The organism is Acidobacteriota bacterium, from assembly GCA_009838525.1.
In the GTDB taxonomy this organism is placed as follows: domain Bacteria; phylum Acidobacteriota; class Vicinamibacteria; order Vicinamibacterales; family UBA8438; genus VXRJ01.
Map to the genome: position 1 here is coordinate 107539 of VXRJ01000019.1, position 14078 is coordinate 121616.

The 14078-nt window shown below is 66.4% G+C and carries 10 protein-coding genes; 4 read left to right on the top strand and 6 right to left on the bottom strand.

Annotated elements, in window-relative coordinates; translation table 11 throughout:
• The first annotated feature begins 35 nt into the window (after nt 1-35).
• Nucleotides 36-458, top strand: coding sequence for an RNA-binding S4 domain-containing protein (locus F4Y45_10295; GenBank protein ID MXY24897.1), 423 nt, complete (start codon nt 36-38; stop codon nt 456-458).
• 40 nt (nt 459-498) lie between these two features.
• Here F4Y45_10295 and F4Y45_10300 read toward each other — a convergent pair whose 3' ends face one another.
• Nucleotides 499-867 carry a nucleotidyltransferase domain-containing protein gene (locus F4Y45_10300; GenBank protein MXY24898.1) on the bottom strand — a complete coding sequence of 123 codons (369 nt, stop codon included), beginning with the start codon at nt 865-867 and terminating at the stop codon, nt 499-501.
• Nucleotides 797-1198: a HEPN domain-containing protein gene (locus F4Y45_10305; GenBank protein ID MXY24899.1), complete on the bottom strand. Its 402-nt coding sequence runs from the start codon at nt 1196-1198 to the stop codon at nt 797-799. Before F4Y45_10305 ends, F4Y45_10300 begins: the two co-directional genes overlap by 71 nt.
• 282 nt (nt 1199-1480) lie before the next feature.
• Here F4Y45_10305 and F4Y45_10310 point away from each other — a divergent pair, with 282 nt between their 5' ends.
• Genes F4Y45_10310 through F4Y45_10320 form a run of 3 tightly spaced genes read left to right on the top strand, consistent with a single transcriptional unit; the run spans nt 1481 to nt 9148 of the window.
• Nucleotides 1481-2899 (top strand): PQQ-binding-like beta-propeller repeat protein, encoded by a 1419-nt coding sequence (locus F4Y45_10310; GenBank protein MXY24900.1) that lies wholly within the window; start codon nt 1481-1483, stop codon nt 2897-2899.
• Nucleotides 2896-6048 (top strand): site-specific DNA-methyltransferase, encoded by a 3153-nt coding sequence (locus F4Y45_10315; protein MXY24901.1) that lies wholly within the window; start codon nt 2896-2898, stop codon nt 6046-6048. Before F4Y45_10310 ends, F4Y45_10315 begins: the two co-directional genes overlap by 4 nt.
• A gap of 40 nt (nt 6049-6088) precedes the next feature.
• The gene (locus F4Y45_10320) at nt 6089-9148 is read left to right on the top strand and encodes a DEAD/DEAH box helicase (protein ID MXY24902.1); all 3060 of its coding nucleotides are present in this window, start codon (nt 6089-6091) and stop codon (nt 9146-9148) included.
• Between the two features lie 14 nt (nt 9149-9162).
• Here the strand turns inward: F4Y45_10320 and F4Y45_10325 are convergent, their stop codons facing one another.
• The 4 genes from F4Y45_10325 to F4Y45_10340 form a co-directional block, all read right to left on the bottom strand.
• Nucleotides 9163-10302, bottom strand: coding sequence for a hypothetical protein (locus F4Y45_10325; protein ID MXY24903.1), 1140 nt, complete (start codon nt 10300-10302; stop codon nt 9163-9165).
• Between the two features lie 120 nt (nt 10303-10422).
• On the bottom strand, nt 10423-11118 hold the full coding sequence (locus F4Y45_10330) for a S8 family serine peptidase (protein ID MXY24904.1): 696 nt from the start codon (nt 11116-11118) through the stop codon (nt 10423-10425).
• 334 nt (nt 11119-11452) lie between these two features.
• Nucleotides 11453-12178, bottom strand: coding sequence for a hypothetical protein (locus F4Y45_10335; GenBank protein MXY24905.1), 726 nt, complete (start codon nt 12176-12178; stop codon nt 11453-11455).
• Nucleotides 12179-12325: 147 nt separating this feature from the next.
• Nucleotides 12326-14071 (bottom strand): ABC transporter ATP-binding protein, encoded by a 1746-nt coding sequence (locus F4Y45_10340; GenBank protein ID MXY24906.1) that lies wholly within the window; start codon nt 14069-14071, stop codon nt 12326-12328.
• Between the last annotated feature and the right edge of the window lie 7 nt (nt 14072-14078).

Here is a 14078-nt window from a genome sequence, read left to right on the forward strand (position 1 = left end):
CCTGCACTCACCAACCCAACGAAGCTACCGGAACGATGCGGCCGACGGACCGTGACAGGCCCGAGGAAAGCAACGCGCCGGCGGAACCGGTCCGTCTCGACGTCTGGCTCGACGTCGCCTGCCTGTTCCGCACCCGGTCGGAAGCTCAGCGCGCGGTGAAAGGCGGCAAGGTCTCCGTCAACGGCGCCCACGCGAAACCGAACCGCGAGGTGCGCCCCGGCGACGTGTTGCGCATCACCCGGCCGCAGGGAGTCACCCAGGTAGTCGCCGTGACCGCGCTTGCCGACCGTCACATTCCGAAGAACGAGGCTCGCGCGTTGTACGACGACCGCACCCCACCCCCCTCGCAGGAAGAACTCGACTTCCGCCGCTTCGTCCGGCGCGTGGGCCAGGCAAACGCTTCGAACCGGCCGGACAAGCGCCAGCGCCGCCAGTTGCGCTCGCTGAAGGGCCGCTGACCAGGAGCCCCGCAATGCTCACCGGCGCGTGTTGTCCCGGTCAGGGCAACAGATCTACGCCCCGGGTAAGCACCCTGTGCCACGACGGGTGGTCGGACCGGAGACGCGCCAGTTCCTCAAGCGTATAGGGAAACAGATCCAGCCCCACGGGGAACTGCATCGGCAGGTAGTCGCCGGCGCGCTCCCGAAGGGGCTTGTCGGAGCGCACGAGGGCGAGGCAGACATCAACGTCGCTGCCCGGAGATGGAATCCCGTGCACGCGCGACCCGAACCATACGATGCGCCGCACCTCCGGCCTGTGCTCGGCAATCCCTGCCGCCCAACGGCGAACCGCCCGCTCAACGGCCGCTTCGTTGTTCGGCTTGACGACGAGCGAAGGCGATGAGCCGCTCGGCGCAGGCAATGGCATCGTCCGAGTCCTTCCTGGTGTAGAAGTCCGCCGGCGTTCCCGCGTCAAGGCCGTTCGGGTAGCGCGTCGGAATGTAGTGCTTGTCGAGCGTCTTGGCGCAAATCACTAGCTCTTCCGGCGCGTCATCCCCCGCGATGACACCGAGAAGCACCGTCACCGTATGGCCCCAGGCGTCGGCGCCGCGACTCATCAGGACAGCCTTGAGGGCCTTCTCCGCCGCCTGCTGGGAGGCGAAACAGGCCCAGTCGTGGGACTTGCCGTCTCTTGCGTGACGGGCAAGTCGAAGGTCGGCGTCGGCCTGGCGAAGCCAGTCGGCGTGTCTGGAAGCCACCGGAGACATTCTAAGGGGATGTCCAAGGTCATTGGTATCGAACGCCCTGCCGACGGGTTCGACACACTGGTTGGATCGAAGAAGGATTCATGCGAAAAGAACATCTTGCGCGGCTGAACCGGCTCGTCGTTAGCGCCGCCCTGTCCGCCCTGCTCGACGGGAATCCCTCGCGGTTGCAGGCCACGCCGATCCTTCTCGAGGCCCTACAGCGAGCCGTTCGCTTCGCGCGGGGTGGCGGCCTGGCACGGTCCCGCGCCGGTTGCGGACCCTTGCCGCACACGCGTGTTCCTAGGCACGCTCGATGCCCGCCTCATCGCACTCGACGCCGCCACCGGCGCCCCGTGCGCCGACTTCGGCACGGGCGGAGCGAACGTGTGGAGCGTGATGTCGGCCGACCCGGAGCGCGACCTCGTCTTCCTGCCCACGACGTCGCCCTCGCCGGACTTCTATGGCGGCATGCGTCCGGGCGACAACGCCTTCGCCAATTCAGTGGTCGCGCTGCGGGCATCGACCGGCGAGTTCGTCTGGGGCTACCAGACCGTCCGGCACGACCTGTGGGACTACGATCTGGCCCCGCAGCCGCTGCTGTTCAGCCATACCGTGGCAGACGGCGTTCAGAGACCAGCCCTGGCGCAGGCCACGAAGACCGGGTTCGTGTTCGTACTGGACCGCGAGACCGGCGAACCGCTGCATCCGGTCGAGGAGCGGGCCGTGCCCCAGAGCGACGTTCCCGGTGAGCAGGCGGCCCGCACCCAACCGTTCCCGAAGCTGCGGCTGCATGCCACCGATGCGCGGCCCCTGCCGTTCTGGTACTTCAATGCGGAGCACCGCGCCGCCTGCGAGAGGCTCACCGCCGGCGTCCGTTACGAAGGCATGTTCACCCCACCCTCCCTCGAAGGCACGCTGATGTATCCCGGCAACGCGGGCGGCACAAACTGGGGCTCGATGGCCTACGACCGCGCGTCGCGCATCGGCTACGTGGCCGTCAGCCGACTGCCGACGATCGTGAAACTGATCCCCCGCGAGCAGTTCCGCGCCGCCGCCCGCCAGGGCACACTGAACGGGGCGCGCGCGCAACACACCGAGCAGGACGGCACGCCGTACGGGATGGCGCGCTTCGAACTGCTTCACAACGGTCTCTCGTGCCTTGAAGGCCCCTGGTCGACGCTCGTCGCACTGGATCTGGACCTGGGGGAGGTGCTGTGGGAGCGGCCCCTGGGCACGTCGGAGTGGGGCTCCTTCACCAGCGGCGGCCCCATGGTCACCGAGGGGGGCGTCGTGTTTCAGGCCTCCACGTCAGACCACATGCTGCGCGGCTACAGCGGCGCCGACGGCAGCGAGCTTTGGGCGCGTGAACTGCCGGCCGGCGCGCACGCAACGCCCATGGGCTACCGGCACGGCGGGATGGACTACGTCGTGGTTGCGGCGGGCGATGGGCTCGCCGGGGGCGGCGGGCGGGGCGATCACGTGATCGCATTCCGGATGCCTGCCGGGCCGGCAGCCCATGGTGAACCCCGCGTAGCACCGAGAGCGGCGAGGCTCTCGGCTGACAAGGCGCGGTCCCGTTCGCGAACTGCCCGGAGTCTGCGCCCGCCCTGCATCTACGCCGTTTGCCGACCGGTCGGAAGGGCGCCCGCCGCGTCGTCGTATCATGGAAGGTGCGTCGGCGCACTCCCATCAAGCCCAACGGCAGCGGCATGAACGACTCCCTAACACCGGCCACTCCCGAACCCGCGCCCGGCGCCGCGGACAAGCTCGACCGGCTGCGCGCGCTGCTGCGCGAGATGTTCCAACTCGACCGCGGCGACCTCGACTTCGGGCTGTATCGCATCATGAACCTGAAGTCGGCCGAGGTCGGGGCGTTCCTCGACAACGACCTGCTGCCCCAGGTCAAGGAGAAGCTGCGGCTCACGAGCGACGAGGAGCGTGCCAGGCTGAAACACGAGCTGGAAGAATCCCACAAGGCGGCCTGGAAGCTGGGTCTCAACCCTGACTCGAATCCGCCACCCGAAATCGTCAAGTTGAACCGGCGCCTCGACGAGATGCAGAAGGACGCCGACGCCGAGGCCGATGTCTATAACCACCTCGCCAGTTTCTTCGGCCGTTACTACGCCGAGGGCGACTTCATCTCCCAGCGCCGCTATTCGAGCGGCGGCCGGTCGGCCTACCTGATTCCGTACGACGGCGAGGAAGTGAAACTGCACTGGGCCAACGCGGACCAGTACTACGTCAAGACCACCGAGAACTACGCCTCCTACGTCTTCACGGTCGGTTCGGGCTCCGCGGCGCGTCGCGTGCGCTTCGAGATCGCGGCAGCCGACAATGAGAAGGACAACATCAAGGAGGTCAACGGCCGGCAGCGGCGTTTCGTGCTTGCCGGGGGCGAAGACGCCATCGATGTCGGCGGCGCCGATCTCGTCATCCGCTTCGAGCACCGGCCGCTGACCGAAGGCGAGAAGACGAAGTGGCCGGGCAACGGCAACACCCAGCAGGGCCGGCTCAACGAGTCGGCGGTGGAACGCATCCTGCGCGCCATGGAGCCCGATTGGCAAGCGCTGCTGGCCGTGGCGGCGCCCACCGAGGCGGACGAAGAGCGCACGCTGCTGGCGCGGCATGTCGACCGCTACACGGCGAAGAACAGTTTCGACTATTTCATCCACAAGGATCTGGGCGGCTTCCTGCGCCGCGAGCTTGACCTCTACCTGAACACCGATGTCCTGAACCTCGACGATCTGGAGCGGGGCGACGCCGCCCGGCTCGACCGCGCGCTGGCGCGGGTGCGGGCCACGCGTCACGTGGGGCACAAGATCATCGACTTCCTGGCCCAACTCGAAGACTTCCAGAAACGTCTCTGGCTCAAGAAGAAGTTCGTCCTGGAAACCAACTGGTGCGTCACTCTGGACCGGGTTCCGGAAGCGCTATACCCGGAGATCGCGGCCAACCCGGCGCAGCGCAACGAGTGGATCGAACTGTTCGCCGCCGACGAGATCACGGGCGACCTGACCAACGGCGGCGCTACGTGGAGCGACCCGCCCACCGTCGACTTCCTCAAGGCGAACCCCGGTCTCGTCGTGGACACGCAGCATTTCGACGAGAACTTTACGGACCGCCTGCTGGCAGCGCTCTCCGACGCCGGGCCGCTGGACGAGCAGACGGACGGCCTGCTGGTGCACGGCGAAAACTTCCAGGCGCTGAACCTGCTTCAGGCGCGGTACCGCGAGCAAATCCAGTGCGTGTACATCGATCCGCCGTACAACTCGAAAACCACACAGATCCTCTACAAGAACTCCTACCGGCACTCGTCGTGGATCTGCCTCATGGACGACCGGCTGCGGCTCAGCCACGCACTGTCCACGCTTGATGGCTCGCACGTCGTGGCCATCGACGAGAACGAGCAGGAAGTCCTCGGAAGGCTCCTGTCGACCTTGTTTCCGGACCACACCAGAATCTGCGTCGCCGTGGTCCACAACAAGAAGGGAATCCAGGGCGCATTCTTCTCCTACAACCACGACTACGCCTTTTTCTGCATCCCGCCGGGCCTACGGGAGTCGAACGGCACGCCCGTCTCCGAAGAGGACCGGGAGTTCGACAACTTGCGGAAATGGGGACGGGAGTCGGCTCGATCAACGGCGAAGAACTGCTTCTACCCGATCGTGGTCAAGGACAATGCGATCGTCGGGTTCGGAGACGTGAGCCCGGACGACTTCCATCCCGGCGCGGCGAACGTGGCTCGGGACGACAGCGTGCTCGTCTACCCCGTCGATTCCCGGGGAGTCGAGCGGAAGTGGCGCTACGCGCGCGGTTCCGTGGAAGGCATTCAGCATCTCCTGAGGGTCAAGGTCGTTGGCGCCTCGGGTGAAATTCAGATTGAGAAGGGCCGATCCGAAAAGACCATCAAAACCGTATGGGACGACCCGCGATACATCGCGGGCGACTACGGCACGCGCTGGCTCACGAACCTCGGCCTCAAGGTCGAGCAGGACCTGTACCCGAAATCGATCCATACGGTTATGGATTCCATATCCGCAATCTCGGACGAGCACGCAACGGTCCTTGACTACTTCGCGGGTTCCGGCACGACCGGACATGCCGTTGTCAACCTCAACCGCGAGCGTCGAGGACAACGTCGCTACGTCCTGGTGGAAATGGGGCCGCATTTCGACGCGGTTATCCTGCCGCGCACGAAGAAGGTCGTCCATTCTTCGGACTGGAAGGACGGTCGGCCCGTCTCGCGCGACGGCGTGTCGCAGGTGTTCAAGTACGTGCGCCTGGAGTCGTACGAAGACACGATGGACGGTCTAGAAGCGGTTCCACCGTCGGACCAACAGCAGGCGCTGCTGGAAGCGAACACCGAGCTTGCCGAGGATTACCGGTTGCGCTACGCCCTGGGCGCCGAAACATCCGGCAGCGCTTGCCTGCTCGGCAAGCGATTCACGGACCCGTTCGCGTACGGGCTCTCCGTGGTACGCGACGGCATGCGCCGCAATGCCCCCGTCGATCTGCCGGAGACGTTCAACTACCTGATCGGCCTGCGCATCGAATCGCGGCGCCGAATCGACGGTGTGCTGGCCATCACGGGCACGGACGCCGAAGGACGCAACTGCCTCGTCCTCTGGCGGAATCTCGACGAGACAGACCACATTGCCCTTGACACCTGGTTCCAACACAACCGCCAGCAATTCGCCAAATCGCTGGACCGCGTCTATGCCAACGGCGACCACACGCTGAACGCCGTGCGACAAGAAGGCGAGCACTGGACTGCGGAAACCATCGAACCGGTCTTTCGCGCCGCGATGTTCGAACAGGCCGCGATTCAATCACCAGCGAACCTCCGTGGGTCTCGCGAGTGATTGATCGAGGACGGGCAAGGGCTGACGCAGAGACGCGACGATGAGCCTCCGGAACCACCTCGCCCTGCACCGCTTCGTCTGCTTCGAGTTCGGCTATAGCGACCTCGACGGGCTGCTCGAACGGCTGCGTCCGGCACGCGGAGAACTCGCGGCGGACGTCGGTAGCGACTACGCGCTGGCGCTGGAGCCGCTGCCGGCCAGGGCGCGGGTGACAGCCGGCCGGCTTGCGGAGTACGACGCGAACATCACCGCGCACAGCGTTCGGCTCCGCATGACCGGCGAACACGGCCGGACCTGGAAGCCCCATCAGTATCTCGCGCTGCTCTTCACGGAGTACTACCTGCATCGGTATTTCGACGAACCCGAGGAGCTCCGGCGGGATCTGAACTTGGCGCGGCGGCAGACGCGGGAGACGCTCGCGCTGCCGGAGTACACGGCGGACGACCTGCGCGTCCTGGCGTTCCAGAGCGCCACCGGCTCCGGCAAGACGCTGCTCATGCACGCGCACGTCCTGCAGTACCGGCACTACCTGGACCGGGCAGGCGGGCGGCTGAACAACGTCGTGCTGCTGACGCCGAACGAGCAGATGTCGGGGCAGCACGAGCGCGAGCTCCGCGCGAGCGGGCTGCACGCGCGGCTGTTCTCCAGCGAGGCGGGCGCCGATCTGTTTCAGCCGGTCGAGATCATCGACCTGAACAAGCTCGCCGAGAAGAAGGGCGTCAAGCGGGTCGCGGTGGCCGACTTCGGCGACGACAACCTCGTGCTGGTCGACGAGGGTCACCTCGGCGCGTCCGGCAAGGTATGGCGCGAACGCCGCCGCGAGTTGTCGAGCGGAGGCTTCACGTTCGAGTATTCCGCCACATTCAACCAGGTGGTGGGCGGCAAGGACCGGGACCTCTTGAACGCCTACGGCAAGTGCCTGCTGTTCGACTACGCCTACCCGCGGTTTCATGCCGACGGCTACGGCAAGGACTACACGATCTCCAACCTGCCGCGCGGCGCGGAGGACGAGAACAGCGACATGTACCTGCTCGGCTGCCTGCTGACCTTCTACCAGCAGTGCCGCATCTGGCGGGACAACGCAGGCAGGTGGCGGGCGTTCAACCCGGCGAAGCCGCTGTGGGTGTTCCTCGGCAAGACGGTCTCCGGTTCGAGCAAGGCGGATCGGGCGACGCGCTCGGACGTAGCGCGGATATTGCGGTTCCTGGGCTGGGTGATTGGCCGCGCCGACGAGGTGAGGCCGATGATCGCGCGCCTGCTGGAGGGCCGCTCGGGGCTGCTGGGCGAAGCCGGCGCCGACTACTTCGCCGGCCGCTTCGACCAGCTTCCGCGGGCCGGCGCGGACCTGTACGACGAGCTGTGCGAGCTGCTGTTCCACGGGCAGGGACGGCTGCACGTCGTCTACCTGACGGCCGGCGAGGGCGAACTGCATCTGCGGGTTGCGGACAACTCGCCCTTCGGCGTTGTCAACGTGGGCGACTCGGCGGCGCTCTACAAGCTGCTGACCGAGGCGCCCCATCCCGACTTCGACGTGGACCGAGAGCTCGGGTTCGCGGCCCGGCTGTTCGCCGACGTGGACCGGCCGGACTCGACCGTGAACATCGTCGTAGGGGCGCGCCGCTTCATCGCCGGCTGGAACTCCTGGCGCGTCAGCACGATGGGCCTGATGCACGTCGGCGTTGGCGAGGGTCCGGAGATCATCCAGATGTTCGGGCGCGGCGTGCGCCTGAAGGGCTGGAACCTGAGCCTCAAGCGGCACGGCGAGAGCGGCGCCGTGTTGCCGGCGGACAGCGGCGGATTGCAGGAGCTGGAGACGCTGTACATCTTCGGGCTGCGGGCCAACTACATGCAGACGTTCCGGGACCTGCTGCAGGCCGAGGGCATGCGCGTCGATCGGGAAACCGTCACGCTCCCGGTCGCCTGGAACGTCGGGAGGCAGAAGACCCTCAAGCTGATCCGGCTCCGGGAGGGATTGAAGTACGAGCATTCCGACGGTCGCCCCGTGCTGCCGGACCCCGGGAGCGACGACAGTCCGCCGTCAGTGGAGATGGACCTGCACTCGCAAGTGCAGGCGGTCGCTTCGGGCAGCGCCAAGGACACTGAGGACGCCTCGCGGAGGCCCGTCAAACTCGAACCCGGTCACGTCGCGCTGTTCGACCGGACCCGTATCCGGGACGCGCTGGCGGCGCGCAAGTGGCGGATGGGCTGGCACAACCTGGTCATCCGGCCGGAGACGGTCGACCGGCTTCTGGAGAGCGACGCATGGTACGAGCTTCACGCACCGGCGGAACGGATGCTTGTGAAGCGGTTCGAGGACGTTCGCGCGCTCGAAGGGATCGCCACGGAGCTCATCGCCGAATACGCGGCCGGGTTCTGGCGGCAGCGGCGCCGGCGGTGGGAGAGCGACCGGATCGAGGTCGTCGAACTGGACGAGAACGACCCGAACAACATCCGCGAATACCGGCTATCCGTCGACGCTGCCGAGACCCGGCTGATCGAGGATGTGCGCCAACTCGCGGATCACTTGGTGGACGGCCGCCGCTACCATCTGAAGCTCACTGTGCTCAACGTCAAGACGCACGCCTACTATCCGTTGCTGCACGCCGACAGGGACTGCAAGATCACTATCCAGCCGGTCGCCCTGGACGGGACCGAGAAGGCGGTGGTCGAGGCGCTGAACGATCTCGCCGAGCGGATCGATCCCTGCCTGCAAGGCCGGGAGCTGTACCTGATCCGCAACCTCACGCGCGGCCGGGGGGTGTCGTTCTTCGACGACTACGCCTACTACCCGGACTTCATCGTGTGGCTGCTCGACGGCGCCGACCAGCACGTCATCTTCCTCGACCCGAAGGGTCTCGTCCACTACGGGCCGCGGGAGCGGCAGAAGGTGAGGCTGCACTCCGAGATCAAGCGGATAGAGGAACGCGTGCGGGCCTCCGACCCGGATCTGCGCCTGCACGCCTACGTGCTGTCGGTTACGCCGCCCGAGCGGATCGGCGACAAGCTGCGCCCGCGGGACTCCTGGGAGCGGGACGGCGTGTACTTCCTGAACGACGCGGACTGCCTGCCAAAGCTGTTCGGAGACGCGCTCGGCGGGTGAAACCCGTCGTCTCGTCAGCGCGCGACGAAAGGCGGACGGATCAGCAACGCGGGATCGGCGTCGGTCTTCGGCACCAGCTTCTGGGTCCGGCCGTGCTGGTTGTCGCCGCCGTAGAGGTTGCCGTCGGAATCGACCGAGAACGTGTGCACCTCGAGGAAAGCCGTCGGTCCTTCGGTCTCCACGTTCCACGTATATAGACGGTTGCCGTCGAAATCGAGCTTCACCAACTTGAGCGGCCGCAGATCCGAGAGCCACAGATGGTCCTCGCCGACGATGATGTCGAGGGGCAGGCCGAAGCCGGACCACGTGGCGAGATGGTCGACCTCGGGGTGGTACTCGCCTGACGCGTCGTCCGAGATGCGGAACTTCTGGACGCGGCCGTTGGCCCGATCGAGGGCGAAGACGAGGCCGTCGGGGCCCACGCCCAGGGCATGGATGCCGTTGAACCGGCCCGGCTCGGTGCCAAACCCGCCGAACTCCGTCTGGTAGCGCCCCTCGCTGTCCAGAATGATGATGCGGTGATTGTCCAGCCCGTCCGCCACCAGCACCCGACCGTCGGGCAGGAAGGCGACATCCTGGGGCCGGCCGAAGTGGGTCTCGTCGTCGCCGCCGACGTTCTTCTCGCCAAGCGTCATGATCAGCTCGCTGCCGTCATTGGACAACACGAAGATCTGGTGCCGGGTCTCGTTGATCACCCACACGCGGCGTTCCGGGTCGTAGGGGCTGATCCGAACCCGATGGGGACCGGGGCCGTCCGAATCCGCGCACAGGTGGTCCCACTGATCCCACACCTCGATCAGATTGCCGTCCGCGTCGACCACCATCAGGCAGTTCTGCCACGTGCGAAGTTCGGCGTCGCCCAACACATTGATCCCGATGGAACCGGCATAGCCGGCGAACTCCGGCGGGACCGGGTCGGGCAACCGTGTCTCCCCGCGCTGCGAAATGAAGATACGGTCGGGCGACTCGACGAAAACGCCCGAGTTCCCGCCGAAAGCGAAGCCCTCCGAGGCGAACGGCTTGTGCCAGCCCGGGACCACATCGTAAGGGCTGGGCCCGATCGGACCCGGGTCCGGCTCCGGCTCCTGCGCGGGGGCAACGACCCCGAGGATCCCCGCCAGCAACACGGCGACGACGGAAGTGGTGTAACGCATGCGGGCGAGTATACAGAGTTCGCGCGCCGTGCCGGCCTGGAGGCCGGCGCACCGTAGTGAAGCCGGCGCGTCGGAAGCTTCGCTGGCGCAGAACTTCTACGGCGCGCCCGGCAGGGCGCGCTATCCCGTGCGCCGGCGCAGCGTTTCCACCAGCGCGCTGAAGTCGCGGACGCCGGTTTCCATCATCAGACCCGCCGCCGTGCCGGTCATGTTCGCCACTGCGAAGCTGAGCCCCTTGAGGTTGCGCTCCGGATCGACGCCAGGGATGGAACGGGGATAGCCGCACGTCAGGAATACGGGGGCATCAGGAGGCCCCGCGACGGCGTACGTGCCGCGCGGGTACGACCAGTCCAGCTCGACGCGGAGCACGCCCTCCAAACCGAGCGTCCCAGGCAACCAGTCCACGCTCCGATCCGAACCGGCCGCCACTACGATGGCGCCGGCCGCGTTTGCGCGCCGGACGGCGGCCGCAAGCGCCGCGGCGCACGATCCATCGGTCGTGCCGAGGCTCAGGTTGACCAGCGGCAGCGCGAGACTGGCGGCCCGTTCGATAGCCGCTACGAGAGCCTCGACGGACGTGTCGAGCGTGCGGTCGAAGACCTTGAGCGGGCAGACCTGCACGGCCGGCGCGAGATCCTGGATGGCGGCCGCGACCGCGGTGCCATGGCCCAGCCGGTCGACCACGTCCTCGTGGGTCATGCCGTCGCGGCTGAAGCCGGCGCCTTCCACCAGCGCGCCGACATGCGGATGGCCGGCGTGGATACCGCTGTCGATCACGCCGACCGAGAACTCACTTGATCGCGTAGACACCATCATGAGCTCTCAAACGACACACAATACGCGGATGCGCCCAACCTGATTCCACGCCCTCCATTCTTCCGAATCTACGGTGGATCACAGATCCCCCAAACCGCCGAGAGGACCGGAATGTGAGATACTCCGATTGAGGCAGAAGAAGCGTTGTGGTGCCCGGTTGCTAACGTCGGGGATGCTGAAGACAGCAATCCTCGCACGGCGCACCGATTGGGTAAGGGTGCCCGCCACGGGGGAATCTCGCGCCGTTTCGACCACGCCACCGAGATGACCCCTTCTTGGTTGTGGCCTCCGTCGCCGGCGAGCCGAGGCGGCGGAGGCTAGACCATTCTCATCATCACCCCCCCGCGCTTTCCTCGCCATGTCCATCAGCGAGTTGGTTGCCCGTCTCGTATTCGTCCAACTTGCTAATGAGCTCCCCCACGAAGTTTCGGTCGGCAGCTTCGAGCGTGAGGATGTTGAGGGATGTGACGATCTTGATCGTCCCACCGCTACGGAGTTCGACAACCCGAATCGACTCAGTTGCGCCCGATGCCTGCCGCTTGCCCCCATGCTTCGATTGACGACGAGCACCGGCTGCACGAGGCTTTGGCGCCGTCGCGTTGCCATTCCTCTTTCGTTTCGACTTCCCAAGCCGTGAAGACACCTCAATCCCCGCGTACTCGGCGGCCGCAAGAAAAAACCGTTCAGCCCTCTCCTTGGTGCTGCCGGTCACGTCGTAAGACTTGGCCATCTCTTCACCAAGCTGTGCTGGTGTCGCCCTCTTGAGGTCTAGTGCGAAGAGTTCCGAGTACCGCTCTTCGAGTATGTCCTTCAGAACCTGCCGGCGTTTCGACTCGTCCGACACAGCCAGCTTCTTCAGTTGTTCCGTGGGCTCGTCGTGGTCGTCAATCAACCGAAGGAACCGGAATCCAGCGAGCAGTTGGTTCTGAAGCCCACCAGACATGCTCGGGAAGACCGTTCGGTCAACACGGCTTGGCATCTCGTCGGCGAGCTGTTTGATCGCATTCTCAAACGTCCGCCATGGGACGTATACGGACGCGCGGCGTTCGGTACTCGTCATTCCACTCACTCCTTTGTAATATGACATATACCATATACCTAATGTGCCTAGCAAATGGTATACGGCCTCCCGGCGGAATCCGGTAACAGCGTGCCGACTGCGAAGTGACGCAGGTATCCCTATACACTCATGCACTGTGTGGAGCGATCAAGCTCGTGCCGTCTTCGGTCCCACCGCCTGCCCCGCGAACAGGCGCGCGAAAGCCCCGCCCCGCGCCAGCAGGTCTTCGGGCGGGCCGATCTCCGCCACGCTCGCGCCGTCCAGGGCGACGACGCGGTCCGCGTGGCGGGCGAGCTCCAGGCGATGCGTGATGATCAAGGTAGTCCGCTCCCGCATGATGGCCTCGTAGCCGTCGATCACATGCCGCTCGGCGACCGGATCCAGCGACGCGGTCGCCTCGTCGAGCACGAGCACGCTCGGGTCGGCCAGCAGGGCGCGCGCGATCGCAACACGCTGCCGCTCCCCCGCCGACAGCGCCGCTCCCCGCTCGCCCAGGACGGTGTCGTAGCCTTCCGGCAACCCGGCGATGAAGTCGTGGATTCCAGCCGCGCGCGCGGCCGCCTCCACTTCGCCGGCATCGGCGTCCGGCCGGGCATAGCGCAGGTTGTCCGCCATCGATGCGTGAAAGATGAACGGGGCATGCTCCACCAGCGCCACGTGCCGGCGGAGGAACGCCAGCGGGAGGGTCGGCAGGTCGTGGCCATCGAGCCGAACCGCTCCCTCGTCGGGATCGAGCAGCCGCAGCAGGAGGTCGGCGATCGTCGACTTTCCGGCGCCGCTGCGGCCGACGATCGCCACCGTCTCGCCCGGCGCGACGGTGAAGGACACGTTATCGAGCGCCGGCGCGCCACGGTCGAACGACAGGCTCACCCCATCGAATTCGACGTGACCTCGCACGCCGGCGGGCGCGGAAGCCCCCGGCGCTTCCTCCACCTCGATCGGCGCATCGGCAATCTCGTTGACCCGCGCCAGCGACACCCGGGCGGTGGCCAGACTCGCGTAGAGCCCCATCAGCGCCTGGACCGGCCCCATGAGCCGGGTCTGGTAGGCCATGAAGGCGACGAGCGTACCCATGGTGAGCGTGCCGTCGAGAACACGGAAGCCGCCGTACAGAAACACCGCGCCCATCCCCACCGACAGCAGGACCCCCGGCAATCCGCCCGCGAGATAGGTCACGCGCTGCATCGCCATCAACGCGTCGATGAACGCCTGGTTCCGGTCACCAAAGCGGCCGGTCTCCCGCTGTTGGGCGTTCGCCGTCACGACGAGCCGCATCGCCGACAGCGTTTCGATCAGGAAGCTGCCGATGTCCGCGCTACGTTCGCGGAAGGTCGCGACGCGACGCTCCAGCCGGCGCCGGTAAACGACCAGTGCCCAAATGCTGAGGGGCAGGACGGCGACTCCCGCGAGGAAAAGCCGCAGGTCGAGAAAGATCATGAACCCGACCGACCCGACCAGAAAGAGGATGTTGCCAATCCACCCGAGGGCGGCCTCCGCCGCGACGCGCTGGATTTCGCCGATGTCGTTGTTGAGCCGCGAGACGATGTCGCCCAGCCGCGTGCGCGTGTAGAAGCGGGGCGAGAGCCGCTGCAGATGGCGGTACAGGTCGAGACGCATGTCGAACAGGATCTCCGCCGACACGAGCGTGTAGCGGAGACCGCTGACCACGTTGAGGAGGAAGCCGAGGACGGTCAGGCCGACGAACAGGCCAACCACCCGCATGAGCACCGTGCGGTCGCCGGCCAGCAGCGCGTCGTCGACAAGGTTCCGCGACAGGAGGGGAACGAACAGGGCGGCCAGGGTGCTCGCGAGGCCGAGGATGACCACCAGCGCCAGACGCCGCCAGTACGGCGCGACATAGGCCAGCGCGCGTCTGAACTGGGGGTCGAGCATGCGGGCC